The following is a 26,324-nucleotide window of genomic DNA, read 5'->3' on the forward strand; positions in this document are numbered from 1 at the left end:
GGTCGGCCTCACCACATGGAAGCGGCTGCGCGGGTTGGCCATTCCTCATCGTAAGGCTTGCCGCCAATCGTGCCATTCGACAGGTCGGCGAGGATGTCGCCAGGCGTCGGCAATGTCTTCGGGTCAACCTTTGCAGCCTCGTCCCAAAGGCCGGCGCGGATGATGGCGCGGGCACACTGGAAGTAGATGGTCTCGATGGTGATGATGATGGCCGAGCGCGGTTCCTTGCCCTCCATCGCAAGGCGGGCCAGCAGGGCCGGATCGACACTGACAACGGCCTTGCCGTTGACACGCAGCGCATTGCCGGAGCCGGGGATCAGGAACATCAGCGCCACGCGCGGGTCACGCACGATGTTGCGCAGCGAATCGATGCGGTTGTTGCCGCGCCGGTCGGGCATGATCAGCGTCGTGTCGTTCTCGATGACGACGCACATGCCCTTGTCCCCCCGCGGCGAACAGTCGAGCCCTTCGGGGCCGCTGGTGGCCAGCGCGCAGAAGGGCGCTGCCTCCATCATCCGGCGATACATCGGCGTCAGGCGCGGGCTTTCCTTGACGGTGGAGGTGGGGCCGGTCTGGCCGTAGATCGCTTCGAGTTGATCAACGCTTGTCAGGATGGTCATGGCGAGAGGGCAGTCCGGAAGGAGGGCAATGCCAAAAACCGTAGTCCCGGGATACGCTCAGTACCAGTAGAAACTGCAGGGGCTGGCCTTGAAATCGGTTCCGTCCTGTCTAGTCTGGCCAGACCTTTGAAGACAGTTGGGCGGGAGCCAGGCCATGCGGGTAATGAACGACATCGAGACGGCGGCTGCACTGCCCTACAAGGCGCTGGTCGAGGCGCTCAGGGCGATGTTCAAGGCTGGCTGCGAGATGCCGGTGCGCCACCACCACACGATGGGTGTGCCGGATGAGGTGGACGCGACGCTGTTGCTGATGCCGGCCTGGACGCCGGGGCAGTATCTCGGGGTCAAGCTGGTGACGGTCGTGCCGGGCAATGCGACGCGCGGACTGCCCTCCATTTCAGGTCAGTACATTCTCTCGGATGCGCGCACCGGGGCTGGTCTTGCGCTCATCGATGGCGCCGTGCTGACGGGACGCCGGACGGCGGCAGCCTCGGCGCTGGCCGCCGATTATCTGGCCCGCAAGGATGCCGGCCATCTCGTGATCGCGGGAACGGGCAGCCTGTCGCGGCCGCTCGCGGAGGCCCATTGCGTGATGCGGCCGATCCGGAAGGTGACGATCTGGGGCCGTCGTCTTGCCGCCGCCGAGGACGTGGCGGCTGACCTGCGCGCCTGCCTTGATGTCGAGGTGGTTGCTGCCGCCGATCTGGAAGCGGCCGTGCGCACGGCGGATATCGTCAGTGCAGCGACCATGTCGCAGACTCCGATCATTCTCGGCGACTGGTTGCCCGAGGGGTGTCACGTCGATCTGGTTGGCGCCTACAAGCCGACCATGCGGGAAAGCGATGACAGCGCCATTCGCCGGGCACGGGTTTATGTCGATACGCGGGCGGGAGCCATGAAGGAGGGCGGCGACATCGTCATTCCGCTGCAGTCGGGTGTCCTGACTGCGGAGGCCATTGCCGGTGATCTTTATGACCTGACGCGCGGCACCGCGCCGGGCCGCACGTCGGACACCGAGATCACCCTATTCAAGTCCGTTGGCGCTGCGCTCGAGGACCTCGCCGGCGCGATCCTCGCCTATGAGGGGCAAGCAGGTTGAGAGGCGGGGCTGCGACACAATAACGCCCAATTGCCTTTCTAGCTTGCGTGAAACAGACGTGAAGCAGAGGCAAGCCTTCTGTCGTCTTGTTTTCTTTGGCGCGTGGCGTCATGGATTGTGAAGTATTTTTTATCCCTCACCCCGTTCGAGCAAGGTGGTGAAATGCGCAGGCTTTTATTTAATGCTGTTCTGATCGGAGGACTTCTGTCGTCCGGCGCGGCCCTTGCCTGGACCGCGCAGTCGTCAGCTGACCTCAACATGCGCGCAGGGCCTGGGACTGGCTATACCCCCATCCTGGTCATTCCGCGTGGTGCCCTCGTGGAAGTCGGGGCCTGCAATGCCTGGTGCTCCGTGTTCTATGGCGGCTACCGTGGCTTTGTCAGCGGCCGTTACCTCATTCCGGTCAACGGCGGTTACTATCCGCCCCCGCCGGTGGTCGTGCCGCCTCCGGTGATCGTTGTTCCGCCCCCGGTCTATCGCCCGCCTGTCTACCGTCCGCCGGTCTACCGTCCGCCGCATTACCGGCCGCCCCAGTACAGGCCGCCGGAGTACCGCCCGCCCGTGTACCGGCCGGAACCGTACCGTCCCGAGCCGTATCAGCCGCAAGGCGGATATCGCCCTTCGCAGCCGTCCATTCCGGGGCCGGAGTTCCAGGGTTCCCATCCTGGGCAGCGGCTGCCGCAGGAATCCTATCGCAACTGACGCTGGTCAGGGGTGCGCTGAGTTTGGAGAGCCCGGCTTGTTCGGGCTCTCGTCGTTTCGCCGGCGGAAGTGCCGGTCAGGCCGGAAAGCTGGAGCGGGTTGCCTCCCTGCTTGTCGATCTGGGCAAGCGAGGCACCGAAAAACCCAGATATCATGTGATTGTCGCCACAGTTCGGAACGGATTTGCCGCTAGGTTGGCACATGACAACGAGATTCGACCCTGTGCCTGGCGCAAGGGCTGACTGAAACACTTAAGGAGCATGAGATGGCCCGTCACACCTTGAGTATCCCTGACCTTGCAGGCCGCGGAGCCGCCGCAGCCCGGCGCCTTGTGCTGCTGACCGCCCTGGTGAGCGGAGCGGCGACGACGGCACTGGCTGCGGATCCGGTGGCGATGGTGCTGGACCGCTCGGAAGGCGTTGACGCCTCTGCATTTGCCGAACTGATGCCGGGCGACGAGATCGCGCTGGGCACCGGTGGCCATGTGGACCTGCTCGATTACACCGCCTGCCGGGAAGTCCGCATCACCGGTGGCAGCGTCACGGCGACGGCAACGGGGCTGATGATCGTCGAAGGCGAGGAAAAGGAACTGCGTCCGGGCAACTGCCTCAAGCAGGAAGCTGGGAATTCCGGCACGGACGGCGGCAAGGGGCTGGCGGTGACGATGCGCGGCCTGATCCCGGAGAACAAGGTTGCAGCTTCCCTGATGCTGCGGTTCGGCGAAGACCTCAAGCAGCGCTATGACAGCGTTTTCGTGTCCGTCGATGGCGGTACGCCTCAGGAATACAAGCTGGACGACAAGGTGCTGGCGGAGATGCCGGAGCTGGCGGCGGCGGTCAATGGCAAGACCACGGATGCCAACGGCGTGCCGATCGAGCTGATCTTCAAGCCGCGCGCCGGAACGGGCGAGTCCGAAATCCGTCAGTTCACGCTGGATCCGCTTGAAGTGGGCCGGGAAACGGCGGTTGTCGTTGTGAAATGAGCGAAGCCGCGCGGGCAGCGTCTGCTGCCAGGGAGCGCAGGCGACTGAAGGCCGCGGTGATTGTCATCGCGGTCATCGCTGGCGTTCTGGCTGGCATTGGCGCGACGCGCGCCCTCTGGGAGGGCTGGATCAGTGACCGGTTGCTGCAGGTGCGCGCGCTGGTCACAGACCTGCCGCAGGACCGGTTTCCTGTCGCCGTTGTTGGTCTTGACCAAGCGTCCCTGACGTCGAAACGTCTTGAAGCGATCCCGCGTGTGTTCATGTCGCAGGCCTTCGCCAAGGCAGGGACCGCGCTGTTTGATGCCGGGGCGAAGGCCATCGGGCTCGATTTCGTTTTCGCCTTTTCCGCCGATGCCTTTGCCGATCCGCAGACGGGTGAGGCCCGCCTCAAGGGTTATGACCGGCAGTTCCTGCGTTTCCTTTATGAGAACCGGGGCAGGGTGGTCGTCGCCCGGACATCGACCGGCATTCCGCATCGCTCGATATCTGCGGCTGCCGGAAGTGACGGCGTGCGCTCGACCGAGATCCTGACCGACAATGACGGTGTGGTGCGGCGGCACCGGCCGCAGTTGCCGCTTGCTGCCTCGCCCGCGTTTGTCGACGTGATGCTAAGCCATGCCGGCGCATCGGTGAGCGAGCCGTATCTGCCGCTGCCGGGCGCAAGGCTGGCGACGTCGGTGCCCTATCTGTCGCTGCTGGATGTGCTGGAGCTGATGGATGCGCCGGATGGGGCCGAAAGGCTCAAGCAGTTTGCCGAGGGCCGTGTCATCCTGTTCGGCTCGACCTTGCCGAACGAGGATGAGCATCTTTATCTCGACCGGTTTCTGCCGCGCGAAACGCCAGTGGGCGAGAGCGCCGGACCGGCCGGACGCCCGCCCGTTCGCACGGCAACGAGCGGTGTGTTCATTCTCGCGGATCTGATCGGATCGCCGCTTGTGGCCCGCACGGTTACGGAAGCGCCGCTGCCGCTGGTCGGAGCGCTGATCTTTGTCTTTGCCGTTGCCGGTGCATTGGCCGGTCTTAATCTGCCGCTGCCGAGCCTGCCGCTGGTGGTCGCCGGGCTGGTGCTCACAGGCCTTGGACTTGCCTTTGCGGTTTTGATGTCCGGCTGGACACTGCCTGCAGGCGCTGCGCCGACGGCTGGTTTTATCGCACTGATGGTGGCGGGGGTCGCCCAGGTCGCCGTGCTGAAGCGGCGCGAGCGTGAACTGGTCCGGCTGTTCGGCCATTACCTGTCGCCGCAGGTGATCCGCGCGATGGCGGAGGAGGAACGGCTGTCGGACCTTGGCGGTGAGACGCGCAAGGTCGTGGTTGCCTTCATCGATATCGTCGGCTTCACCCGGATGTCCGAACGCCTGCCCGACCGGGAGGTGGTGAAGGTGGTGAATACCGTCTTCGATGCCATCGGCACCGAGATCACCCGCTCGGAAGGCTACATCGACAAGTACATCGGCGACGCGGTGATGGCCGTCTGGAATGCGCCGAACGATGTGACCGACCCGGAAGCGCGTGCTGTTGGCTGCGCGCTGGCGGTCATTGACATGCTCCCGGAACTGCGCCGCCGTACCGGGCAGCCGGACCTTGACCTGCGCATTGCGATCAACGCTGGTCCGGCACTGGTCGGCGACATTGGCGGGGAAACCCGCCGGTCCTTCACGGTCATGGGCACGACGGTGAACACCGCAAGCCGGATCGAAGGAATCGCCAAGGAGGCTGGTGTCCGGCTGGCCTTCACTGGCCCGGTTGGCGATGAATTGCCTGGCACCTGGGCCCAGCGTCACCTCTGGCGGGGGCAATTGCGCGGCCTGACCAGCGAGACAATCGTGCTGACGCTGGATGACACGCGGCTATGGCTGGATGCGTCCGGGCCAAAGCTGTCGCTGGTCCCGGAAGATGCAGAGATCGCCGCCGGCGAGACTGTGACAGCCCGCCCGACGGCGATGTCCCGAGCTTGAGTGCTTCTTTCAGCGGCCAAGGGCTCCGCCGAGGACGCCGCCGAGCACACCGCCGATGAAGGCTGCGCCGGCCGCGCCGTCGACACCGCCGCCACCCTGTTCGGCTGGGGGCAGGCGTTCCGGCCCCGGTTCGTAAGCGGCACACGCTGGGCGCTGCGCGCATCGCGGCGCAGCGCCTGCTGCTCCTTCAGCCTTTCAGCAACCACCGCAAAGGCGGCCTGCGTCTGGGCAACGAGCATCTGATACTGCGCCTCGCTCAGACTGCCGGTTGCCGGCTGGCCGGCAGCCGTCTGCCAGGCGCGGATACCCGTGCGCGTGCGGTTGCCGAAGGATCCATCGGGCTTGCCGACGTCATGGCCGGCAAGGTTCAGGCGCAGCTGCACCTCGCGCCGGCGCATCTGGCTCCATCCCAGTTCGGCAGCGGTGATCTCGTTGGACACGGCCGCTCCTTCGGCGGGCGCGGTTCGAGATGCACTGTTGCCCTCTGTCAGGGCCGCGACCTGCGTCCCGGCTGCGGTGGAGGCGGTGTCTTCGGTAGTGGAGGCCGGAGCATTTCGATCAACCGTCGTGGCCTCAGACGGGTTGGTTCCGCCGGACAGCCGGGTGACCTGGTTGCGGGCGACTTCGGCGAAGGTCCCGTTCGGGTAGGCCGCCAGATAAGCAGAGTAATCGCCAACCGTGCCAGCTGCCTGCGCCGCATCCCAGAGCGCCTTTTCGCGTTCCCAGGCGATCTGGCTGGCGGCGGCCGGAACCGTGCCGGACACGTCGGTCGGCGCTGGAGTGGATCCGTTCGCAGGTGTTTCTGCCGTTGCCGTAGCAGCAGCTCCCGTCGACCGGTTCAGAAACACTTCCCCGATCAGCGATGCATTGACCCAGGGACGCTGGCGCTCGCCGGTTTCGCGGTAAACGTCGCCAGTGACGCGGGTCATGACGTTCTGGATCGGGGTATCCGGGGCATCGATGTGGCGCAACAAGGCGGAGGTGAAAGGCGAGTTTGAGCCCGAGCCATCCAGCGCCACGTCGCCGGGCGACGTGGCGAAGGCAATGACCGAGCCCTCGGCTCCGGTGTCTTCAACCTTGATTTCGGCAAGACCGACGCCAACAGCAGCCGACCGGCTGGGGCTCATGCTGCGTGCGAGGGTGCGTGCCAGCGGATTGTCGCGGCAGGCGTCGAGGAACACCATGCGCACCTTCACGTCATTCGACATCTGGCGCAGCACGAAATCCGCAGAGATGGTCTCGAAGTCGAGCGCGGTTTCATCGGCAAACTTGGCGTCGATCGGAATCAGGTAATTGACGCCGCCGACCTGCATGCCATGCCCGGCGTAGAACAGGAGTGCGATGTCCGCGCCGCGGGCGGTCTTGGCGAAATCGGCGACCGTGCGGCGCATGCCCTGATAATCGAGGTCATAGCCCGAGACGACTTCAAAGCCGAGCTGCTGCAGCTTCGCCGTCATGGCGCGCGCATCATTGGCGGGATTGGGCAAGGTGACCGCATGGGCGTAGTCACCATTGCCCATGACGAGAGCAACGCGTTTGGCAAGCGCCGGCGAAATTCCGGCGATCAGGACGACCAGAACGGCAAGGGCGCGCGCAAGCATCTTCGTGTTCCTCCGGCGGACAATGATCGACGCAACGGTAGACAAATCTCTGCCACGGGTCGCGTCCTCATACAAGCAGGCCGCATCATCGGTCTAATGATGCGGCCTGTCCGTCGTGCACATCACAAAGCGCGGCTTTTCAGCGGAAATGGCAACTCACGCTGCCAAAAGGTCCGAAATCTGCATGGATCGATGAGCCGTGCGGGGCTTCGACCGGACGGATGAAGGATCCGGCCAGCACCACCTCTCCGGCCGACAGACCCATGCCATACTGCGCCAGACGGTTGGCCAGCCACGCGATGCCGCGGGCCGGGTTGTTGAGAACGCCGGCGCCGAGGCCGGTTTCTTCCACTTCGCCATTCCGGGAGACAATCGCCCCCATCCAGCGCATGTCGACCGCATCGGGCCGCATCGGCCGGCCACCCAGCACGTAGCCAGCGTTGGCGGCATTATCGGAAATCGTGTCGACGATGGTGCGGGTCTGCTTCGTCTGAGGATCGACCCGGACGATGCGCGTGTCGAGAATTTCCAGCGAGGGCGTGATGTAGTCGGTCGCGTTCAGCACGTCGAAGACGGTGACATGCGGTCCCTTCAGCGGGGCCTTCAGGATGAAGGCGATCTCCGCCTCGACCCGCGGCTGGATGAAACGGTCCTCGGGGATGACCGAGCCATCCTCGAAGGCCATGTCGTCGAACAGCACGCCCGAATCCGGGATGTCGATGTTGAGCGCATACTGCATCGCCTTGGAGGTGAGGCCGATCTTCCAGCCGGTGACCTTGCGCCCGGCCGCCAGCTTGCGCTTCACCCAGGCGGCCTGGACCGCGTAGGCGTCGTCCATGGTCATGCCGGGATGCTTCAGGGACAGGAGCCCGGTCTGCACCCGGCTGCGCTCGGCCTCATCGAGGGCGGCGGCGGCGGCGGCGATTTCGGCGGCACTCAGCATCAGATCACCTCGTCGGCAACAGTGTTGGTCAGGGTGCCGAGCCCGTCGGCGCTGACCTCGATCACATCGCCCGGCTTCAGCCAGATCGGCGGATCAAAGCGCGCGCCGGCGCCCGTCGGCGTCCCGGTCAGGATGACATCGCCCGGCAGCAGCGTGGCGAAGGTCGAGATATAGGCGATGATCTTTCGGAAGGAGAAGATCATCCGGCTGGTGCGGTCCGACTGGCGCAGCTCGCCGTTCACCCGGGTTTCCAGCGCGATGTCGGCAATCTGCTCCTCGCCGGTGAAGGGCACGAACCAGGGGCCAAGCGACCCGGAGCGGTCGAAGTTCTTGCCCTGCGTCACGTTGAACTTGGCGTGGCGGACCCAGTCGCGCAGCGTGCCTTCGTTGGCAAGGCTGAGGCCGGCGATGTGGGAGAGTGCATCCTTCTCGGCGATCCGGCGGCCCGGCTTGCCGATGACGATGACGATCTCGCCCTCGTAGTCGAGCTGATGCGATTCCGGCGGGCGGATCAGCGGTGCGTTGTGGCCGGTGAAGGACGAGGAGAAGCGCACGAACAGGGACGGGTTCGACGGCGCGGCCTGGCCGTCCTTGTACTCTTCGTTGCGGTCGGGGAAGTTGACGCCGACGCAGATGTACTTGTCTGCGTCGGTGACGGGGAGATCGAAGCTGAGACCGTCGAGAGCCAGGTCCGCCGGCAGGCTGGAGGCCTCGTCAACCAGCCGCGAAAGCGCGCCGTCGGCGAGCACGCTGCGCAGTGTCGGCCAGCGGGCTCCGAACCGTGCGCTGAGGTCGACGACACCATCGCCGTTGACCAGACCGTAGCGGCGTTGGCCATTCTTGTGAAAGCCGACGAGTCGGGATGAGGGCAGGGCGATGGTCATGTCGTCATCTCCTCACGGGGCCACGATCGGCTGGGCGTCCAGCCTGGCGGCAACGGGCTCGACGCCGGCAAAGAGGCTGCCTTCCTCGAACCAGGACTTAGGCGCAGGCGCCCCCCAGAGCGTCTGGCGCTGCGGGTCCTTCAGGTCCCACTTGATCGGCTCCAGGTCCGGATCGACCGTCTGGTAGTCAGAGCAATAGATCTCGATGCGGTGGCCATCCGGGTCGCGGATGTAGAGGAAGAAGGCGTTGGAAATGCCATGCCGGCCCGGACCGCGCTCGATGTTGGCGAGATAGCCGGAGGTGGCCATCAGGTCGAGCAGGTCGATGATGTTGAGCGGCGTCGGCACCCAGAAGGCGGTGTGATGCAGACGCGGGCCACGGCCGTTGGTGAAGGCGATGTCATGCACGCCGCCCTTGCGGTGCGTCCAGGCGGCCCACAGCTTCTTCGATACCTCGTCCTCGGTGTATTCCGTCACCCGGAAGCCGATCTCGTTGTAGAAGGCGACGCTCTCGTCCACGCTCGGGGTGAAACAGTTGAAGTGGTCGATTCGCAGCGGTTTCACGCCCTTGTAGAGGGCGTATTTCTGATGGATCGGTGGCAGCCGGTCCATGCGGGTGTAGAATTCCAGCGGAATGCCGTGCGGATCCTGCGTGCGCAGCGTGCGCGACTGGTAGGGCCGCTCGACCCACTCCACCGGCAGACCCTTGGCCTTGAAGAATTGCTCGGCCTTGGCAAGGTCATCCTCGTCAAAGAGCTTGAAACCGAGCAGGTTGGCGGTCGCCGTCTCGCCCTTCTTCAGGATGATGCAGTGGTGCCCGCGCTCTTCCATGGCACGCAGGTAGATCTCGCTGTCGGTCTCGTCGGTGACCTGAAGGCCGAGGATGTCGACGTAGAAGGCGCGGGATGCAGCCAGATCGCGCACGGTGAACTCCACGTGGCTCAGCCGCACGATGTTGAAGGGCGGATAGAGATTGGGGGCAGGAATGGGCATCGGGTCCTCCCGGAACTTTGCCGGATTGTTCTGGTCTGGGTTTAGCGGGGATCAGCCGCCGAGCTTGGGGATGGCGTGGGCGTGCGTCGCAAACGCGATGTTCTTGGTTTCCATGTAGAAATCGAAGGACCAGTCACCGCCGTCGCGGCCGATGCCGGAATTCTTGACACCGCCGAAGGGCGTCGGCAGATGGCGGACGTTCTCAGAGTTCACCCAGATCATCCCCGCCTCCAGGCTTTCCGAGAATCGGAAGGCGCGGGTGACGTCATTGGTCCAGATGTAGCCGGTGAGGCCGTATTCGACGTCATTGGCAATGGCGAGGGCTTCCTCTTCGGTCTTGAACGGGATCGCCGTCAGGACCGGGCCGAAGATTTCCTCCTGCGCGATGCGCATGGACTGGTTTGCGCCGGTGAACAGCGTCGGGCTGACATAATGCCCGCTGGCGAACTCACCGCCGAGCTTCTGGCCGCCGACGGCAATGGTGGCCCCGTCTTCCCGGGCGATGTCGAAGTAGGACAGAACCTTCTTCTCGTGCACCTCGTGGATCAGCGGTCCGATGACCGTGTCCGGATCGAGCGGATGGCCGACCTTGATGCGGGCGGCCTTCTCGGCGACCTTGGCGACGAAGGCGTCATGGATGCTCTCCTCAACCAGCAGGCGGGAGGAGGAGGTGCAGCGCTCGCCGTTCAGCGAATAGATCATGAAGACGGCGGCGTCAGCTGCCCGCTCCAGATCGGCATCGGCGAAGACCACGACCGGGTTCTTGCCGCCGAGTTCAAAGTGAACGCGCTTCAGCGTGTCGGAGCCCTGGCGCATGATCATCGAGCCGGTGCGGCTTTCGCCGACAAAGGCGATGGCCTTGATGTCCGGGTGCATGGTGAGCGCCTTGCCGGCGTCCTCGCCGAAGCCGTTGACGAGGTTCCAGACGCCCTTCGGCAGTCCGGCCTCCTCGGCGATCTCGACCAGCAGACGGGCGGTCAGCGGCGAAAATTCCGCCGGCTTGTGGACGACGGTGCAGCCGGCAGCCAATGCCGGTGCGATCTTCCACGTGGACAACATAAAGGGCGTGTTCCACGGCGTGATCACGCCGACTGGTCCGATCGGATGGCGGGTGGTGATGTTCACCTGTCCCGGCGCCTGGATCGACTGGCCGTCGCGGGCTTCCGGGGCCTTGTCAGCATAGAAGCGGAAGTTTTCCGCTCCGCGCAGCGCTGCCTTCGACATGAAGCGCAGCGCTTGGCCGGTGTCCATGCATTCGGTGAAGGCAATCTCGTCTGCGCGCGCAACGATGCCGTCAGCGATCTTGTGCAGGATCTTGCGCCGGTCGGCGCCGGAGAGGGCGGCCCAGCTCTTGAACGCCGCCTTGGCAGCCTTGGCTGCCTTGTCGATGTCGGAGGCTCCGCCCTTGGCGACCTTGGCAAGCAGCCGGCCATCGGCCGGAGAGCGGGTCTCGAAGGACTCGCCGCTGTCGGCTGCGACCGAGACGCCGCCGATATGGTTCAGCACGCCATCGCGGGCAAAGCGGGCGAGATAGTCTTCGGCACGGGCCAGGTTCTTTTGCAGGTCGCTCATGGACGGTCCTTCTCGGCGTTCCGCAGACGCGGGTGCATGGTGTTGCGCTTCCAGCTCAGGGCCGGATCGATTTCGATGATTTCGAGGGACAGGGCGAAATGTGGCTCGGCAAGCAGCGGGGCGAAGATCGCGCCGGCCGCGGCAAAGATCGCGTCGCCGCCGATCTTCTTTTCATCAGCGCTGCGACCCACGCCGATGCGCAGGACCAGATCGACAAAGCCGTTCTGGGGCAGAAGGTCGCCAATGGCGGCATGGTCTGCCTTCAGGGCCCGCACCCTCACTGCGCCGAGTTCAAACAAGCCGGTTGAAAGCATGGCAGCATGCAGCTCTCGGCAGGCTGCCGTCATGTCCACGGCAGCCTCGACCGGGCCGGCATACTGGATTGTCAAATGTGGCATGGCCGTTATCCCTGTTGGTAATTAACATGTTAAATATAAACCCGCGTGGCCGTCAAATGTTTTATAGGCAACACTGAAGGCGTCGAGGGGCGCTCCTCAGGTGCCGCAACAGCGAGGATTGCATGGGATCGGACGGAAACGGGGATCAGGAGCCGGAGAACAAGGTTGCCGCAGGGCACTTGCGGACAACACGCCGTTCACTTCCGATCGCCTTGTTGCGGGCCAGGGAGAGCGTGATGGCGCACTTTCGTCCGATGCTGACGCGGCATGACCTGACCGAGCAGCAGTGGCGCGTCATGCGCGTGCTGGCCGAGGAAGGCGAGATGGACGCGACACAGCTGGCAGCCAAGGCTCTGATCCTTGCGCCGAGCCTGACCCGGATGATCCGCCTTCTGGAAAAGCGCCAGCTGATTCTGTTGCGCAAGGACGAAGAGGATGGCCGCCGAACCCTGGTGCGGATTGCGACTCATGGGCTTGAGCTGATCGAAGAGATTCGCCCCGAAAGCGCTGCGATCTACGCGAGGCTGGAGCAGCGCTGCGGTGAGGCGGAGCTTGAGACTTTGATGGATCAGCTTGAGCGTCTGGTTGCCCGTTTGGGGCCAGCGGACAGTGTGGGTGACGACTGAGGCGGCTCGAGACCATCAAGCCACGAGCCTGGGCCGGCGTTTTTATCCGGAGCAGAAGCGATCTGGCGCCGGCCTGAACAGGGCTCGGGACCATGATGAGCGTCCGAACGCAATCGTTCGGCTACATCGTTTCTAGCTATTTTTTTGGGAAATACACGAAAGGTCTTTTGTACCAGGTGAGTGGTACGCCCAAGGGGAATCGAACCCCTGTTTTCGCCGTGAAAGGGCGACGTCCTAACCGCTAGACGATGGGCGCTTACTCGGTGCAGTCCGTGTGGGCCGCGTCGTGTGAGGAGGCTTATAGGCAGAATGATCGGAGGCTGCAAGGGGGTATTTGCAGGGTTTTCCACAGGCTCGAATTTTTTCTCCTGCGCGATCCTGATGCTTTGGCGGAAAACCTGAGGAGTCCGGCCGTGGCCGAACTCCTCTCATGGATTGAACGGCTTAGAGCCAAACCTTACCAGGTGCCGGTGTTGGCCATCGACGCCCACGGCTCTGCGGGCGCCTTGGCTTCACCCTTCTGCAGCAGCTCAATGGAAATGCCGTCCGGAGACTTCACAAAGGCCATGCGGCCATCGCGCGGGGGGCGGTTGATGGTGACGCCCTTGGCCATCAGGTCAGCGCAGAAGGCGTAGATGTCGTCGACTTCATAGGCGAGGTGGCCGAAGTTGCGGCCGCCGGAATAGGTCTCCGGATCCCAGTTGTAGGTGAGTTCGAGGAGGGGGGCGGCGTTGGCGCGACCGTTTTCCACGTCGTCACGCGCGGCGAGGAAGATGAGCGTGAAGCGGCCGGCCTGATGCTCCATCCGGCGGACTTCGGTCATGCCCATCTTGTTGCAATAGAAATCGAGCGAAGCGTCAACGTCCGTGACACGGACCATCGTGTGCAGGTAGCGCATGGTGTCCTTTCAGAGCATCTGGTTCGGAAGCCTTGCATCACGGTTCCACCGGGCAAACACTGTCTGACGACATGCGGGCCAGATCAGCGTGCGCGAGCGATGGAGCGATGATGAGCCGATCCGACAGCAGACAGATCGAGGATGTGGTGGTGGCCAGCGCCGTGCTGGCCGAGGTATTTGCCCGAAACGAGCGTGTGGTTGTGCTGACCGGTGCCGGGATCTCGACCGAATCGGGAATTCCGGATTACCGCTCGCCCTCAGGCATATGGGCGACCAGCACACCCATTCAATACCAGGCCTTTGTTTCCGACAAGGCATCGCGCCTCGAAGACTGGCGGCGGCGTCTCAGGTTCCATGCGGAGTTCACGTCGGCAGTTCCCAATGCCGCGCACCTGGCCCTTGCCCGGCTTGCCCGCAGCGGTCAGCTCGCCACAGTGGTGACGCAGAACATCGACGGACTTCATCGTCGCTCAGGAATTCCTGCGGACCAACTGATCGAACTGCATGGAAATGGCACCTACGCCCATTGCCTTGACTGCAGAACGCCCGCCGGCATTCCCGATCAGCGTGAGACAATCGAAGCAGGGCGCAGCCCGAGATGTCCCGCGTGCGGCGGCTTGCTGAAGGCGGCGGTCGTCAGCTTCGGGGAACAGATGCCGAGAGGCCGGCTCGAGGCAGCCATCGCGGCAGCGCGGGGATGCGATGCCTTTCTGGTGCTGGGATCTTCGCTCGCCGTTCACCCCGCTGCGTCCTTGCCGGAACTGGCCGCCGACGCCGGTGCGGAGCTCATCATTGTCAATCGGGAGCCGACGCCGCTGGACCATCTGGCTCACCTCTTGATCAGGGTTCCCCTTGCGGAGGCTTTCGGGCCGTTGGCCCTGGCCGGGTAATGCATCGCAGCAGACCGATCTGTGGTTAGTTAACAAATTCCTCTGGTGGAGGTGCTGGCCGGTGTTATCCTTTTATTAGGAATCAGCAGGGGCGTGAGTCGTTCGAGCCACACACCTGCTGACGGATGCGGCGTAGATGATGGGGCGTTTGACGATGGGGGGAAAAGCGGCACAGGATCCCCGATTGCTCGAGGCGATGGCTGACGACGTCGCCGTCGATCTGATCGAGGTTGCGGGAACCATCAAGTGGTTCGACATCGCCAAGGGATATGGGTTCATCGTGCCAGACAATGGCATGGCTGACATCCTGCTCCACGTCACGTGCCTTCGCCGCGACGGTTTCCAGACCGCCTATGAGGGCGCGCGGGTCATCTGCGAGGTTCTCGACAAGCCGCGTGGCTTGCAGGCCTTCCGGATCCTGTCGATGGACGAATCCACCGCGGTGCATCCGTCCCAGCTGCCACCGTCCCGCACCCATGTGCAGGTCGTTCCCGAGACTGGCTTCGAGCGGGCCTCGGTGAAGTGGTTCAACCGGGTCAAGGGCTTCGGCTTCCTGACACAGGGCGAAGGCTCTGAGGACATCTTCATTCACATGGAGACGCTGCGTCGCTTCGGGATCACCGAGCTCCGTCCGGGCCAGGATGTGCTTGTGCGGTTCGGGATGGGACCGAAAGGCCGCATGGCCGCCGAGATCCGTCCCGTTGGCGCGGGAACACATATCCCGTCCTCTCACTGATCTATCCATCAGCGGGACGTTGATCTGAATTGAGTTTGACCGGTCAAAAACCGGAATGAGGGGTTTGCAGTCTGCTGCGAGCCACAGGACCCATTTGCCTTGAGCCCGGCGTGTAGTGCCGGCTTGGCAGAGGGGCCACAACCCGGCCGGAGTGCTCGCAGAAGCGGGGCGCTGGCTGGGGGGACGCCGAGAACAGGCGACCCGATGCGTTGAGTTTGCGTTGTCCAGGGGGACTTTGTCATGCGTATAACCCGCTTCACGGCGCCATCCGGCGTCCCGCCCGTTCGTAGCATGCCTGCTGCGGCGGCTTCTTGGCGTGAAGCTGCTGGAATAGTCGCGCGCGCGGCGCTGATTGGCGTCATCGTCCTGTTCGGCGTCCTTGCGGCCCGGGCCGCTCGCGCAGAAACGCTGCCGACCGAAATGGTTGTGATCAGCACCGCTGCCGGAGACGTGACCTTCAAGGCCGAAGTGGCGGCGACTGAGGCCCAGCGGTCTGTCGGTCTGATGAACCGCAAGGACATGGCGACGGACGCTGGCATGCTCTTCGTCTTCGATGGCGAGGGCGAGCGCTATTTCTGGATGAAGAACACCTATCTTTCGCTCGACATGATCTTCATTGCTGCTGACGGGCGAATCGTGTCGATCGCCAAGGACACGGTGCCGCTTTCCGAGAAGATCGTCGCATCCGGTGCACCGGCGCAATATGTGCTGGAAGTGCTGGCGGGGACATCGGAGCGGTTGGGGCTCGCTGCCGGTCAAGCCGTGAAGGCTCCGAGCATCCGGGCGCGCTGACTGAGTTCACGCCATCTCACACCTGACGACGTGTGGCGGAGTTTCGATCGCCCATCAATGCAGTTTCCCGGAATTGTCTGGACGGTCCGGGTTTTCGCCTGAGACCGCATTGACTTCAGGCCCGAAACAGTGGAAACCCACACAAATCAAGGTATCGGGGTATAGCGCAGCCTGGTAGCGCATCTGCTTTGGGAGCAGAGGGTCGCAAGTTCGAATCTTGCTGCCCCGACCATCAATTCAAGCACTTAGTGGCGACTGGTCGGCGATGCGACCGCGTTTTCAGGCACCCGGCGGGTGCCTTTTTTATTTTGGTCGATCCACAGCGGAGTTGACGTGCCTGGCCGTTTGAGCGCCCAGAAACTGCCTGGCATTTGACGGCACAACAATTGCCCTGCAACGCAGCGTAGGTCGCTTGCTTTTTGTTTCCACCCGGCCGCGTCCGTTCCACTGTTAACCCGCCGCGCAAGATCGCGCGGGCTAACATGTTGGGGACGTAGATGGTTTTGGACACTCTCGACACATCCACCCTGGTGATCGCGGACGCATTGGGGCGCTTGACCGGCGAGCTGCGCGGATTTGGCCTGACGATTGAGGAAAGCGCGGACTTCAGGGTGTTCGAAGCCGCGGCGCTGGCGAGCGAAGATCGCTACCTGATGGAAGACTTTTCGGCCCGCTTCTTCGACTTGCACGCGGGCAATGCCTTCTGGATTGGCGTGAAGGACGCTGCCGGAGGCATTGCTTCGCTGCAGGCGGCAAAGATGGATGAGCTCAGGGATCGGCCGCTGGCCGCATTCTGGCAACAGCAGCAGCGCCGCATCTTTGTTGATCCTGCGGGAGGCGACACGCGTCTCGGCGAGTTCCATGCTGCCGAAGCCTTCGAACTGCGCGGCCGCATTGTCTACCACGGCAACCTCTGGCTTCGCCGGGACCTGCGGGGCAGGGGACTTGCGGAAAAGCTGACCCAGATGGGCTTTCTCGTTGCCTTGCTGAAGTGGCAGCCGGACTGGCTCTACGGCCTGATGGCAGAAGCCAATGCCCTGAAGGGGTTCGGGCTCCGGGTCGGCTATCGGCGCTTTGCCCCGCGCGGGACGCACTGGATCGTGCCGCCGGCACATATCCGGCCCGATGACTGGCTTGTCTGGTCCAGCCGGGCAGACCTCGTCACGCTGGCGCGTGGACTCAGCGCTCAATCGACTGAATGAGACCATAATAGGCGCAGAACCGGGTCGGTGCACCGACCCGGGGACGCAGGGCGACGATCAGCCGTTCAAAGGCAACTTCCACCGGACTGCCATTGAGATGCAATCTGGTCCTCGCGTAGCCATAGTAGGCCCCCCGTTCAAGGGCGATGCGATAACCATCGGCAGCCGCTGCCTCGAGTTCGGCGTCCGGTGTCCGCAGGCTTGCGTCCGGGCTGCGGGTCCATTCATCACCGAACAACAGGCGCTGCGAGCAATCCTGTCCGACATAAAAGATCGGGGGAGGAGAAGACGGAGTGGCGGCATCTGAGCAGAGGCTCAAATAGGGCATGTGCAGCCGCAACCGGTTATCGGCAATACCTCCGGCCGCTCGGGTATCTTCGAGGAACCGCGCGAGGCGCGGGTCGGCCAGACCCTTGTCGACAGCATCAAGTCCGAGATCAGCGAACATGTAGTTTGGACGGGCCAGCATGAAATCGATTGCACATTGTTCTGGCCAAAAGACTATTCTCCGGCCGGATCATGATGATCTCGCACAGCATGCCGCATTCTTGAGCCAGAGGAAATGTCTTTTGCCACAAATCAACGAAACACGCTGTTGTGCGGGTTTTCTTGCAGGTTTCGGAAATGTTGCCGATCAATCGTTGTAGGAAAACGCCCGGACCAGCAGTTCGATCACGTCGAGAAACTGTTCCAGCGTCTCCGGCATCAGATCAGCCGCTTGTGCAGCCTGATAATCGATGCTGAGGATCATGTCCCACATGTCGGACAGGCCCTTGTCCTCGACGGCTTGCCGGAGGCGGATGAGCCGCGCATTTGTGGGCATGCTGTGCTCATGCTGATACTGGCTCATGCGCAGAGATATCATCTTGGGCGTCGGATCCTGGGGCACCGGTTGCTGTTGACGTCTGATTTGGGAGCGGGTGGCAACAGTCCGGTCGATTAATTATGGGATCAGAATAAATCCAAACTGCTCAAGCGAAAAGCAATCGGGGGTGCAAGGACGATTGTAATTGCCCTTGTCGCTAACGGCGTCTTGACCGGATTGCAGAAAGGGCTCGTGTCAGCGGTCGCTCGCGCGGCTGCACGGTGGTCGCGCCGGGTCAGCCATGCTTCGTGCCGCAGGCCGCGTATCGACCGATCAGAGTTGTTCGATCCCGGCGGACGATGTTGACATTGGCCGCAAACACGCGGAAAACGGGGCTGGTTTTCGAAGCGCGCGCAAGGCGAGGTATTCCTTGTCCCTCGGCGTAACGGCAAACCGACGCTAGTCACTCAGGCAATATCAGGACACGCGACATGGTTGCGCGCATCTATCGTCCGGCCAAGACGGCCATGCAGTCCGGCAAGGCTAAAACCCATCGCTGGGTGCTCGAATATGAGCCGGAAGTTGCCCGGACCGTGGAGCCCCTGATGGGCTACACCTCATCTTCCGACATGAAGCAGCAGGTGCGGTTGTATTTTGAAAGCGCCGAGGATGCGGTTGCCTATGCCAAGCGCGTTGGCCTTGCCCACCGCGTCGAGCAGCCGAAGGATCGCGTGGTGCGGGGCTCGTCCTATTCGGACAACTTCCGCTTCGACCGCTCTGCGCCCTGGACGCACTGACAGGTTCCGCCGGCTGGTTTTGCCGGCCTTGAAAACCGAAGCCCCGGTGTCTACCGGGGCCGTATTCGTTTGAGACCGCCGGTCTCAACTTGATCGCATGGCCCCGTAGCTCAGCTGGATAGAGCACTCGCCTTCTAAGCGAATGGTCGCAGGTTCGAATCCTGCCGGGGTCGCCATCATCAATGTCCTGAGTGAAAACTGCCAGCGGCTGCCTGAGGCTGCCAGAGGTTGCCAGTGCCGCACGGGCGGATCGCTGGTGTGCGACCGGCTTTGAATTGCCCGCAAGTGCGCAGAAACAATCGGAAGCAAATCCGTATGGCGAAGACGCCGACGATGGACTTTTCATCCTGGCGGATGATCACATGCCGCGATTTGATCCACTGTCGTTGAAGAAGCGGGATATGTTTTCCACAGCTTCCGCCATGCTGCGCCGTAAACTTCCAGGAAAAACAGAGGGATGTGCCGCCGTCGGCAATCGCTGTCGCTGATTCGAAGGGGTGTTTCAATCCAGATTGATACACCCGCCTGTGCAAGTATCGCTGGAGATACAGCCTTGGACTTCCGATGGGGCACTGCCAACGAAACCTGTGCCTGGACTGATGTCCGGGATGCCGCGCGCATGCAGCAGAAATGACGCCAGGCGAAAACTTCCTACCCGGTGCGGCAAGTCTGACCGATAGACCGGATCAGAAACATTCGGAAAATCAGGGTGGGATTGCAGGGACCCCGGCGGGTTGATGACGCATGTCCTGCGGCGCAGGTCGGCCGTCAGCGCTGCGGCCCCTTCACAGCGCATGTTATAGAACACGTGCGAAAGGGCCGCGTTGTGCGAACTTTTCAGTTTGCCGAGATGTCGCGGACCCGATCCTGCGGAGCGAACTTCGATTTGATTGCGGCGTTGATCTCGTCGGATTCTTCGTCGAGTGCCTTCAACGCGAGGCTGAGCAAGTAGGCACAGAACGTGCGGCCATCCTTCTCTGCTTCGCGGCGCGTGAAATAGATCATGCGCTTGAGCGACTCGTTGGTGAGTTCGCCATCCTGGCCCTCAAGGGCGTCCGGACGCTGGGACTGTTGGATATCGGCAGCTTTCGACATCTGGATCCTACCGTTTTACTACTGGGCCTCACTGGACCGCATGGTAACGACCTGCTCGGGCGTCGCCATCTGCATCCTGCGCGGCGATCTTCCGTTCGCAGCGTGAAACTTGCGTGATACGGTGACTGGATATGATGCTGAGTCAAGCTCACGCAAAGTCAAGCTGGTGCAGCCCGGTTCGGACCTGAACGAGACCGGAGACGATGGGGCAAACAGGAGCGGTGGCTACACCTGGACGACTTTATCTGCAGACACTTGGCCCGGTGCGACTTGTCGCGCCCGGGGACGTCGTGCTGCCGTTCAAGACGCGCAAGTCGCTGGCATTGATCGCTTTTCTGTTGCGCCGTCCCGGATTTACCGCGACCCGATCGGAAGTGGCTGCGCTGCTGTGGAGCGAGGGCGACCGGGCGAAGGCGGCGGTTTCGCTGCGCCAGGCGGTGGCGCATGTGCGTCAGGCAGAAACAACCAGCGGTGTCCGGCTCATTGATGCGTCGATGACGGGCATCACTCTGCTGGGCGAGGCCATCAGCACGGATCTCGACGTGCTCCATCAGTCGCTGTCCGGCCAGATTTCACTGGACGAGGATCAGCTGCGGGAACTGTGGGGCGGTGATTTCCTGTCTGGATTCGATGCAATTGACCCAGCCTTTGCTGACTGGCTCGGTCTTGAGCAGGAGAGGGTCCGGGCCGGCGTTGTCGAGAAGGCCATCAATGCGCTGGAGGAGTTGCAGGCCATCGGCGGCAATGGCGCAGCCGGTCAGCGGGAAGTCATCGCAGGTTTTCTGCTGAAACTTGATCCGGCGAACGAGTTTGCGCATCAGGTGCTCATCAGGCATTTCCTGTCGCTGGGCCGACGGGAACGGGCTTTGCAGCAACTGCGCGATTGCCGCCGCGAGCTTAGGAACCTGCTGGATCAGGAACCCGATGAAGCAACGCTGCGCCTGATTGACGATGCGGATGCGGCGAGTGGCACGACAGCTGACGCTCCGGTCGCAGATCGCTTGCAACCGACGAACCTGGATCCGCGAGAGGCCAATGAACGCCGAGCTGGCGAGGGGCGGAGCGATCCCGCGTCGGCGGATTGGGCGAATTCGGTCGTCGACTTTCCAGCCTTGCGGCGCGATATCCTGCTGCCGGTGCTGTCGATTGCCAGCCTCGCATTCGAACGCGATACCGACCATATGGCCTTGTCACTGCGTGACGAGATCGTCGCTGGGCTCTCCGCTTATCGCTGCTTCGAAATGTATGAGGCGGCCTACTGGATGGGCGAGGATGGCACAGCGCCGGTGCGGGTTGATGGCGGCGAACTCGGCAGCTTCCTTCTGCGTTTCCGCCGCGACCGGATGCTCAACCGCATCTATGTCCAGCTGGAAAACCGCAGCAGCGGGCAGATTGCGTTCAACGAAGTCATTGATCTGACGTTGGCAAAGTCACCTTCCGAGCGTGTCGAGGCGGTGTACCGGACGGTCAGCCGTGTTTATGGCCACATCATCGGCCGACTTCGGCAGCGTCCAGGACGATCGGCATTTTCCCGTTGGTGCCAGGCGGAAGCCTTGATCTGGGACTTCAACCTTGCCTCGGACAGGAAGGCACTGCAGATCCTGGCAGAGCTCGAGAAGTCGCATGGCAATTTCAGCCTGATCTACGCCGGCCGCTGCTCGATCCTGATGAAACAGGCGCTGTGCTATCCCCATCCCGGCAGCGGGATGATGGATCAGGACGAATTGCTTGGCCTGTCGGAGAAGGCGGTGGCTCTTGATCCCTGGCAGGTGATCAACCATCGCATGAACGGCTGGACACTTATCCAATCCAAGCGTCCGGATGACGCGGCCCGTGCCTTCCGCCAAGCGCTCGAGCTCAATCCGCTTGACCCGATGAATGTGATTTCAGCGTCCGAGGCGCTCGCCTACATCGGCGACCAGCGCAATGCCACTGACCTTGCCTTGCGCGCTTTTGACGGGCTGACGACGACGCCGCGGATTGTTTACGGATATCTGGCGAATGTCTTTTTCGCCTCTGGCGACTTTGATAGGGCTGCCGAATTTGCCCGGCGGGGACCTATTGACAACATTCACGTCCTGACGACCAAATTTGCTGCTCAGCAAAATGCCGGTTTGTTCGAGGAGGCAGCCGCCACGCGTGCGTTGCTTTTGCAGCGCATGTCCGCGCAGTTTGGCCGACAGGACCCGTCGACGCATTCAGCCGAGCTGACCGCCTGGTTAAACCAGGTCAATCTTTTCCAGACACCAGCCATTCGCGCCGCATTTGACAGTGCTCTCGACACGTTACGCGAAACGCTGGGCTTGCGCCGGTTCTGACAAGATCGCTGCCGCCATCAGTCGCGCTCTTGCCGAATTAGCTGAATCTGACAGCGAGAGCTTCAGCTGAATCCAAAGCCATTCCCGCAATTCCGCTCAAGTAGGCTTCATCTGTCTGGTCGAGTTTGGCTGCGTTATAGCGGTAGGGCAGAACGACATGCCGCGTCTGTGCAGTGTCGCAAACCACTGTGAAGTCAAACAAGGCAATGACTTCTTCCGGGACGCCGGCCGCAGCCAGAACGGACTTTGGGTTTTCCTGCAGTGCGCGGCGCTTGGTCGGGTCGCTGCCTGCTTCTGCCAGCACGCGGCCCAACGCAGCGACTCTGCTGGCCGGCATCGGAAAGCGAGCCATGATCGTCTTCCTTCGCTTTGGAACGGTGGCCCCGCTCTCCCGAGCAGGGCCTGTAGGGTGCCGACTAAAAGTCAGGCCGGGTCAACTTCGTAGAAGCAGAAGCCGAGAGCCTTGCGGCCGATCTCGGCGAAATAGGCTTCATCGCTGGCAGCGACGCGGGCTGCGTCGATGTCTGCCGGGACTACGAGATGCACACTGTCGACACCGTCGGCCAGGACGGTCGTGCCGGAGGCTTCTGCCTCGATGAGCGCTGCGGCCTGCTGGGCCTGACCTTCGTTCACCAGCTGACCGATGAGGGCACCAAAGTTTACGAGAGTTTCGCGGGTGGTTTCCTGACGCATGTCGAACCTCTGTGTGTGGCGGAGACCGGGCCATGGGCATGCAGAACCCTGTGCCGGCAACACGGTTTTCGTGCTGCAGCCTGCCGTATCTCCGGGCCGCTTAGGCCGGTGACTGGTTAGTTGTCTTCGGATCGTCTGATCGGGGTGCCGTGCCGCGTCGTTGCGGTTCCGTCCCGAGCCACTCCACATTCATCGCGGCGATTGCGCTCGGCAAGAGGGGCTGGCAGGCTCGCCACCTGTGCAACTGACGGACGGTCCAGGGCTGTGGAAAAGGTTAACGAGACGTTTCCTGCGGTGGTTTCGAGCATGCATCCACGGGCCACGCAATCCGCGCCAGGGAGCGATGACGCGCCAGCAATGGTGCAAATCTTGGAGGCCCTGGGCCTGAGGGATGGAGGCGATGCCGGCGCCGGCGATGCCGGTGCTGCTGGCTCATCTGCACAAGAGTTCGAGCCATTTTCGCCTCTGCTTTCAGCCTGGCCGCTCGATATCCGGTTTCTTGCTGCGGACGGCGGGGTTCATCTGGCAACCGCCATTCTGGATCCCCTGCGATCCGCTGCAGCTCCAGCTGGGGCAGACCAGTCCTGGCGTGTCGAAGCCGCCAGGACGCTCGCGACGCTGGTGAGCGGCGGGCAGGGATTTGACCGGCACAAGGCGCTCAAATCCTGCCTTGGCGAAATGGCCGAGCGGCTCAGCCTCCTGTCGCGTGGGGCAGGGGATCCGAAAATTGTTTCGAGAGAAGAAGGACTTGTCGATATTCCCGCCGGGCCGTTGCTGCGCTTCAGTCCGGCACAGGAGCGGCGGCTCGCGGGGCGCCACCCTTTGCTGGAGCAGCACTGGACCGATGCCGGTATCGACTGGAACGGGCTCTCCGAGCGTCGGCTTATTGCTGAACCACTGTGTGGCGGTGCTCCGGTTCAGGTCCCGGCGCTCGGACACATCGTCGGGGAGGGAGCGTGGTGTGGCCTTCCGGATCTGCCGATCGCATCGTCGGTCGGGGCAGCGGTCTGGACTGATCTGGATGGGGCTCGCGCACGTGCGCTCAGCGAGGCGGTCGAGCGCGATGCCATTGGCCTGTGCTGGTACAACCGGCTGGGGATAACCCCTCTGCAGCAGGGGGTGTGGCAGGAGGTTTTGCCTGAAATTTGTGCAGGGTGGATCACTGCGCGATCTCGCATCACGCGCGTCTATTGGGCTCCTGCCGCCTTTGATCATCACGTCGTGGTCGCGCTGTCGTGGATCGGGGAGGGGAAAATGGGGGCAGCTGGCTTTGCGTCCGGGGCGAGCGCGGCCGGGACGGTCGCATCGGCTGTTCTGGAGCTTCTGCAAGGGGAGCGGATGCAGGAGCTGCGGCTGGCGGTGCAGGCTTCGCCCGCCCAGACAGGCGTGAAGTTGCCATTGGCACTTGATCTCGCCATCAACCAGGACATCCGTCAGGCCTTTCACGTCCTGCCTGACACTGCAGCGCTGACCAGTCTTCCGCCCGACTTTGCGCCAGGCGATCTTGAGCGCAGTCTGATGCAAAGGGGCGTGAGGGCCTATTTCATTGATCTGTCCCGGGAGGATATCGGCCTGTCCTGTGCCAAGGTCGTCAGTCCAGACCTTGTGGACTGGCAGCCACGATTTGGCAGCTCCCGTCTTTTTGAGGAACCCCTGCGCCTTGGGCTCCGGCAACATGCTGCAACGGAAGCCGAATTTGCCGAACGTCCCTTTCCATTCTGAATGCGCCTCGGGTGTCAGCGGGGGCGCTTGACAGGTTCGCAGCCACAGCCTAGAAAAAAGATGAGATTGAAACTCCACTTTTGGAGCGGCGTTCTCACCGGCTCTCGCCGGTTCCCCTCTTGGGGTCTCTGGAAACCTGACTTCATGGCGGACCTTCGGGTCCGCCTTTTTTCTTTGTGGCGCGCTCGCGTGCAAAAATCTGCCGCAGAGCGCTCTGGCAAGTCTTTCAACTGGCTACGGGAAACCCCATATGCGGGGACAAAGGATGACATCAGCTCATCCGCAGGTTCAACCAGAGAAGGAAATGCCGTCCGTGTCCAGCCGTTTTGCCCGTTCGACAGCCGCCGCGATTCTTGGGCTCGCTGCCCTGCTTGTTGCTGCCGACTTCGCTGAGGCGCGCCGCGCTGGCAGCGGGGGCGGCTTTGGCAGCCGTGGGTCCCGTACGTTCCAGTCGACCCCGGCAACGCCGACCGCACCCGGCACGGCAGCCCCGATCGAGCGCTCGATGACCCCGAACCCTGGCACGGCTGCGCCGGGCGTCAACCAGCCGGCGCGCCCGGGCGCGCCGCAGGCGGCCCAGTCGCCGGCAGCGCAGCAGAAGCCCGGTTTCTTCGGCAGCTTCGGCCGGTCGATGATCGGTGGCCTGCTGGTGGGCGGGCTGATCGGCATGCTGATGGGGCAGGGTCTTGGCGGCATGGCAGGGTTCTTCGGTCTGCTGCTTCAGCTTGGCGTGATTGCCCTGATTGTCATGCTGGTCATGCGTTTCCTTGCCAGCCGGCGTCAGCCCACCCCGGCTCATGCCTACTCGGCTCCGTCCGCCGGGGCTGGTCTCGGCTCTGCACGCGGCACAGACGGTCCTGCAGGCCAAGCCGGCTCGGCCATGACTGGCGGACTGTCGGGTCTGGCCGGTGGCCTGTTCTCCGGTGGCTCGGCAGGCGCCGCGGCACAGCCGGCGATGCAGGTTGTCGGCGAGCCGATCGAGATCGCGCCGGAAGACTTCGACCGGTTCGAAGCCATGCTTACGGAAGTCCAGGAAGCCTATGGCCGTGAGGACTTTGCCGCCTTGCGCCGTCTGGCGACGCCGGAAGCGATGTCCTACCTTGCCGAGGAGCTTGGCGAACTGGCAACGCAGGGGCGCCGCAATCAGGTGACCGAGGTGAAGCTGCTGCAGGGCGATCTGGCCGAAGCCTGGCATGAGGACGGCACCGACTACGCAACGGTTGCCATGCGCTACGAGAGCATCGACGTGATGCTGGACCGTGAAACCGGTGCGGTTGTCGAGGGCAACGCCGAGGTTCCGGGCGAAAGCACCGAGATCTGGACGTTTGCCCGCAAGCGCGGCGGTGACTGGAAGCTCTCCGCAATTCAGGGCGTTGCTGCCTGACAGCGCGGGTCCTGACCGTGAAAGGCCCGGCCTGAGCGCCGGGCTTTTTGTTTTTAGCGGTTGACCAGCACCGGCCGGCCGTCAGCTTCGGGCCGCGACAGGGTCATGACCCAGAAGTTCCGCCAGGTTCCGTCGGACCGGTTGACCCGGGCAAGGCCCATCTTCGTCACATAGGGATTGAGCAGGTTGCGGTCATGCCCGGCAGAGCCTTGCCAGCCGGCAAAGGCGGCGTCCTGTGTGGCATAGCCCGCGCCAAGGTTTTCCGCGCCTGCGTAGTTCCGATAACCGGCTGCATCGAGGCGGCCCGAGAGCCCTTCCGCGCTGTGCTGGCGCGTTTTCATGCTATCGCGCTCGGCAATATAGCGTGCCATGTCGGACGACACGGCGGTCAAGCGGGCATCCAGTGCAACGGGCGCAAGGCCCTTGCTTGCCCGATAGGCATTGAGCCTGGCGAGCATCGCAGGTTCATCGACAGGCACAGGCTCGATCACTGTCTTGGGGCCAAGCTTCGTGGGCTCAAGTCCGGCACAGCCTGCAAGGGCAACACAGAGGGCGAGGCTGACAAGAAACCGGCGGCGCGTCTGCATGGGGTGTCTCTTCAATCGACGAACGGGAAC

At 63.1% G+C, this 26,324-nt stretch carries 27 protein-coding genes, 3 tRNA genes and 1 pseudogene; 16 read left to right on the plus strand and 15 right to left on the minus strand.

What is annotated here, in order from left to right:
* Window positions 1-8 precede the first annotated feature (8 nt).
* On the minus strand, window positions 9-620 hold the full coding sequence (locus tag OVA12_RS08410; protein ID WP_268136230.1) for a pyridoxamine 5'-phosphate oxidase family protein: 612 nt from the start codon (window positions 618-620) through the stop codon (window positions 9-11).
* Window positions 621-774: 154 nt separating this feature from the next.
* Here OVA12_RS08410 and OVA12_RS08415 point away from each other — a divergent pair, with 154 nt between their 5' ends.
* The 4 genes from OVA12_RS08415 (at window position 775) to OVA12_RS08430 (ending at window position 5,358) form a co-directional block, all read left to right on the plus strand.
* A complete protein-coding gene (locus OVA12_RS08415; protein WP_268136231.1) occupies window positions 775-1,719 on the plus strand; it encodes an ornithine cyclodeaminase family protein in 945 nt (314 codons plus the stop codon).
* A 258-nt stretch (window positions 1,720-1,977) separates the two neighbouring features.
* Window positions 1,978-2,421 carry an SH3 domain-containing protein gene (locus OVA12_RS08420; protein WP_268136233.1) on the plus strand — a complete coding sequence of 148 codons (444 nt, stop codon included), beginning with the start codon at window positions 1,978-1,980 and terminating at the stop codon, window positions 2,419-2,421.
* A 265-nt stretch (window positions 2,422-2,686) separates the two neighbouring features.
* Entirely contained in the window at window positions 2,687-3,403 is a 717-nt protein-coding gene (locus OVA12_RS08425) for a hypothetical protein (RefSeq protein WP_268136235.1), read from the plus strand.
* The gene (locus OVA12_RS08430; RefSeq protein WP_268136237.1) at window positions 3,400-5,358 is read left to right on the plus strand and encodes an adenylate/guanylate cyclase domain-containing protein; all 1,959 of its coding nucleotides are present in this window, start codon (window positions 3,400-3,402) and stop codon (window positions 5,356-5,358) included. The genes OVA12_RS08425 and OVA12_RS08430 overlap by 4 nt, the downstream gene beginning before the upstream one ends.
* A gap of 293 nt (window positions 5,359-5,651) precedes the next feature.
* Here OVA12_RS08430 and OVA12_RS08435 read toward each other — a convergent pair.
* The 6 genes and pseudogenes from OVA12_RS08435 to OVA12_RS08460 form a co-directional block, all read right to left on the minus strand.
* Window positions 5,652-6,959: pseudogene (locus tag OVA12_RS08435) on the minus strand (caspase family protein); the annotation flags it as partial.
* Between the two features lie 139 nt (window positions 6,960-7,098).
* On the minus strand, window positions 7,099-7,902 hold the full coding sequence (gene hpaH / locus OVA12_RS08440) for a 2-oxo-hept-4-ene-1,7-dioate hydratase (RefSeq protein WP_268136239.1): 804 nt from the start codon (window positions 7,900-7,902) through the stop codon (window positions 7,099-7,101).
* Window positions 7,902-8,786, minus strand: coding sequence for a fumarylacetoacetate hydrolase family protein (locus tag OVA12_RS08445; protein WP_268136241.1), 885 nt, complete (start codon window positions 8,784-8,786; stop codon window positions 7,902-7,904). Before OVA12_RS08445 ends, hpaH begins: the two co-directional genes overlap by 1 nt.
* A gap of 12 nt (window positions 8,787-8,798) precedes the next feature.
* Window positions 8,799-9,779 carry a 3,4-dihydroxyphenylacetate 2,3-dioxygenase gene (gene hpaD / locus OVA12_RS08450; protein ID WP_268136243.1) on the minus strand — a complete coding sequence of 327 codons (981 nt, stop codon included), beginning with the start codon at window positions 9,777-9,779 and terminating at the stop codon, window positions 8,799-8,801.
* Between the two features lie 51 nt (window positions 9,780-9,830).
* Window positions 9,831-11,351: a 5-carboxymethyl-2-hydroxymuconate semialdehyde dehydrogenase gene (gene hpaE, locus OVA12_RS08455; RefSeq protein WP_268136245.1), complete on the minus strand. Its 1,521-nt coding sequence runs from the start codon at window positions 11,349-11,351 to the stop codon at window positions 9,831-9,833.
* Window positions 11,348-11,749, minus strand: a complete 402-nt coding sequence (locus tag OVA12_RS08460; protein WP_268136247.1) for a 5-carboxymethyl-2-hydroxymuconate isomerase — start codon at window positions 11,747-11,749, stop codon at window positions 11,348-11,350. The genes hpaE and OVA12_RS08460 overlap by 4 nt, the downstream gene beginning before the upstream one ends.
* Before the next feature lie 122 nt (window positions 11,750-11,871).
* Between OVA12_RS08460 and hpaR the strand changes: the two genes are divergently transcribed.
* The gene (gene hpaR / locus OVA12_RS08465) at window positions 11,872-12,375 is read left to right on the plus strand and encodes a homoprotocatechuate degradation operon regulator HpaR (RefSeq protein ID WP_442793824.1); all 504 of its coding nucleotides are present in this window, start codon (window positions 11,872-11,874) and stop codon (window positions 12,373-12,375) included.
* Between the two features lie 181 nt (window positions 12,376-12,556).
* On the opposite strand, the gene OVA12_RS08470 is transcribed toward hpaR, so the two are convergent.
* Window positions 12,557-12,631: transfer RNA gene (locus tag OVA12_RS08470), tRNA-Glu, on the minus strand.
* Between the two features lie 201 nt (window positions 12,632-12,832).
* Window positions 12,833-13,273 carry a VOC family protein gene (locus OVA12_RS08475; RefSeq protein ID WP_268136249.1) on the minus strand — a complete coding sequence of 147 codons (441 nt, stop codon included), beginning with the start codon at window positions 13,271-13,273 and terminating at the stop codon, window positions 12,833-12,835.
* A 110-nt stretch (window positions 13,274-13,383) separates the two neighbouring features.
* Here OVA12_RS08475 and OVA12_RS08480 point away from each other — a divergent pair, with 110 nt between their 5' ends.
* The 5 genes from OVA12_RS08480 (at window position 13,384) to OVA12_RS08500 (ending at window position 16,893) form a co-directional block, all read left to right on the plus strand.
* Entirely contained in the window at window positions 13,384-14,163 is a 780-nt protein-coding gene (locus OVA12_RS08480; RefSeq protein ID WP_268136251.1) for an SIR2 family NAD-dependent protein deacylase, read from the plus strand.
* Window positions 14,164-14,317: 154 nt separating this feature from the next.
* On the plus strand, window positions 14,318-14,899 hold the full coding sequence (locus OVA12_RS08485; RefSeq protein ID WP_326493902.1) for a cold-shock protein: 582 nt from the start codon (window positions 14,318-14,320) through the stop codon (window positions 14,897-14,899).
* 240 nt (window positions 14,900-15,139) lie between these two features.
* A complete protein-coding gene (locus OVA12_RS08490) occupies window positions 15,140-15,691 on the plus strand; it encodes a DUF192 domain-containing protein (RefSeq protein ID WP_268136253.1) in 552 nt (183 codons plus the stop codon).
* A gap of 155 nt (window positions 15,692-15,846) precedes the next feature.
* A tRNA-Pro gene (locus OVA12_RS08495) sits at window positions 15,847-15,923 on the plus strand.
* A gap of 265 nt (window positions 15,924-16,188) precedes the next feature.
* Window positions 16,189-16,893 carry a hypothetical protein gene (locus OVA12_RS08500; RefSeq protein ID WP_268136255.1) on the plus strand — a complete coding sequence of 235 codons (705 nt, stop codon included), beginning with the start codon at window positions 16,189-16,191 and terminating at the stop codon, window positions 16,891-16,893.
* On the opposite strand, the gene OVA12_RS08505 is transcribed toward OVA12_RS08500, so the two are convergent.
* Complete coding sequence (locus OVA12_RS08505) at window positions 16,871-17,362, minus strand: hypothetical protein (protein WP_268136257.1); 492 nt, start codon at window positions 17,360-17,362, stop codon at window positions 16,871-16,873. The two genes, OVA12_RS08500 and OVA12_RS08505, sit on opposite strands and share 23 nt — an antisense overlap.
* A 165-nt stretch (window positions 17,363-17,527) precedes the next feature.
* On the minus strand, window positions 17,528-17,716 hold the full coding sequence (locus tag OVA12_RS08510; protein WP_268136259.1) for a hypothetical protein: 189 nt from the start codon (window positions 17,714-17,716) through the stop codon (window positions 17,528-17,530).
* 473 nt (window positions 17,717-18,189) lie between these two features.
* Here OVA12_RS08510 and OVA12_RS08515 point away from each other — a divergent pair, with 473 nt between their 5' ends.
* From OVA12_RS08515 to OVA12_RS08525, 3 genes are all read left to right on the plus strand, one after another.
* The gene (locus tag OVA12_RS08515) at window positions 18,190-18,495 is read left to right on the plus strand and encodes an ETC complex I subunit (RefSeq protein ID WP_268136261.1); all 306 of its coding nucleotides are present in this window, start codon (window positions 18,190-18,192) and stop codon (window positions 18,493-18,495) included.
* Between the two features lie 99 nt (window positions 18,496-18,594).
* A tRNA-Arg gene (locus tag OVA12_RS08520) sits at window positions 18,595-18,671 on the plus strand.
* 15 nt (window positions 18,672-18,686) lie between these two features.
* Window positions 18,687-18,983 carry a hypothetical protein gene (locus tag OVA12_RS08525; RefSeq protein WP_268136262.1) on the plus strand — a complete coding sequence of 99 codons (297 nt, stop codon included), beginning with the start codon at window positions 18,687-18,689 and terminating at the stop codon, window positions 18,981-18,983.
* A 349-nt stretch (window positions 18,984-19,332) separates the two neighbouring features.
* On the opposite strand, the gene OVA12_RS08530 is transcribed toward OVA12_RS08525, so the two are convergent.
* Window positions 19,333-19,590: a hypothetical protein gene (locus OVA12_RS08530; protein WP_268136264.1), complete on the minus strand. Its 258-nt coding sequence runs from the start codon at window positions 19,588-19,590 to the stop codon at window positions 19,333-19,335.
* A 494-nt stretch (window positions 19,591-20,084) separates the two neighbouring features.
* Here OVA12_RS08530 and OVA12_RS08535 point away from each other — a divergent pair, with 494 nt between their 5' ends.
* Window positions 20,085-21,908 carry a bacterial transcriptional activator domain-containing protein gene (locus tag OVA12_RS08535; RefSeq protein WP_268137065.1) on the plus strand — a complete coding sequence of 608 codons (1,824 nt, stop codon included), beginning with the start codon at window positions 20,085-20,087 and terminating at the stop codon, window positions 21,906-21,908.
* 37 nt (window positions 21,909-21,945) lie between these two features.
* Here OVA12_RS08535 and OVA12_RS08540 read toward each other — a convergent pair whose 3' ends face one another.
* Entirely contained in the window at window positions 21,946-22,260 is a 315-nt protein-coding gene (locus OVA12_RS08540; RefSeq protein WP_268136267.1) for a hypothetical protein, read from the minus strand.
* A gap of 71 nt (window positions 22,261-22,331) precedes the next feature.
* Window positions 22,332-22,601 (minus strand): hypothetical protein, encoded by a 270-nt coding sequence (locus OVA12_RS08545; RefSeq protein ID WP_268136269.1) that lies wholly within the window; start codon window positions 22,599-22,601, stop codon window positions 22,332-22,334.
* Between the two features lie 357 nt (window positions 22,602-22,958).
* On the opposite strand from OVA12_RS08545, the gene OVA12_RS08550 reads away from it, so the two are divergent.
* Both OVA12_RS08550 and OVA12_RS08555 read left to right on the plus strand, forming a co-directional pair.
* On the plus strand, window positions 22,959-24,323 hold the full coding sequence (locus OVA12_RS08550) for a YcaO-like family protein (RefSeq protein ID WP_268136271.1): 1,365 nt from the start codon (window positions 22,959-22,961) through the stop codon (window positions 24,321-24,323).
* Window positions 24,324-24,627: 304 nt separating this feature from the next.
* Window positions 24,628-25,707, plus strand: a complete 1,080-nt coding sequence (locus OVA12_RS08555; protein ID WP_268136273.1) for a Tim44 domain-containing protein — start codon at window positions 24,628-24,630, stop codon at window positions 25,705-25,707.
* 53 nt (window positions 25,708-25,760) lie between these two features.
* Here the strand turns inward: OVA12_RS08555 and OVA12_RS08560 are convergent, their stop codons facing one another.
* Window positions 25,761-26,294 carry a CAP domain-containing protein gene (locus OVA12_RS08560; RefSeq protein WP_268136275.1) on the minus strand — a complete coding sequence of 178 codons (534 nt, stop codon included), beginning with the start codon at window positions 26,292-26,294 and terminating at the stop codon, window positions 25,761-25,763.
* Between the last annotated feature and the right edge of the window lie 30 nt (window positions 26,295-26,324).

Source organism: Pannonibacter sp. SL95, assembly GCF_026672425.1.
Classification (GTDB): domain Bacteria; phylum Pseudomonadota; class Alphaproteobacteria; order Rhizobiales; family Stappiaceae; genus Pannonibacter.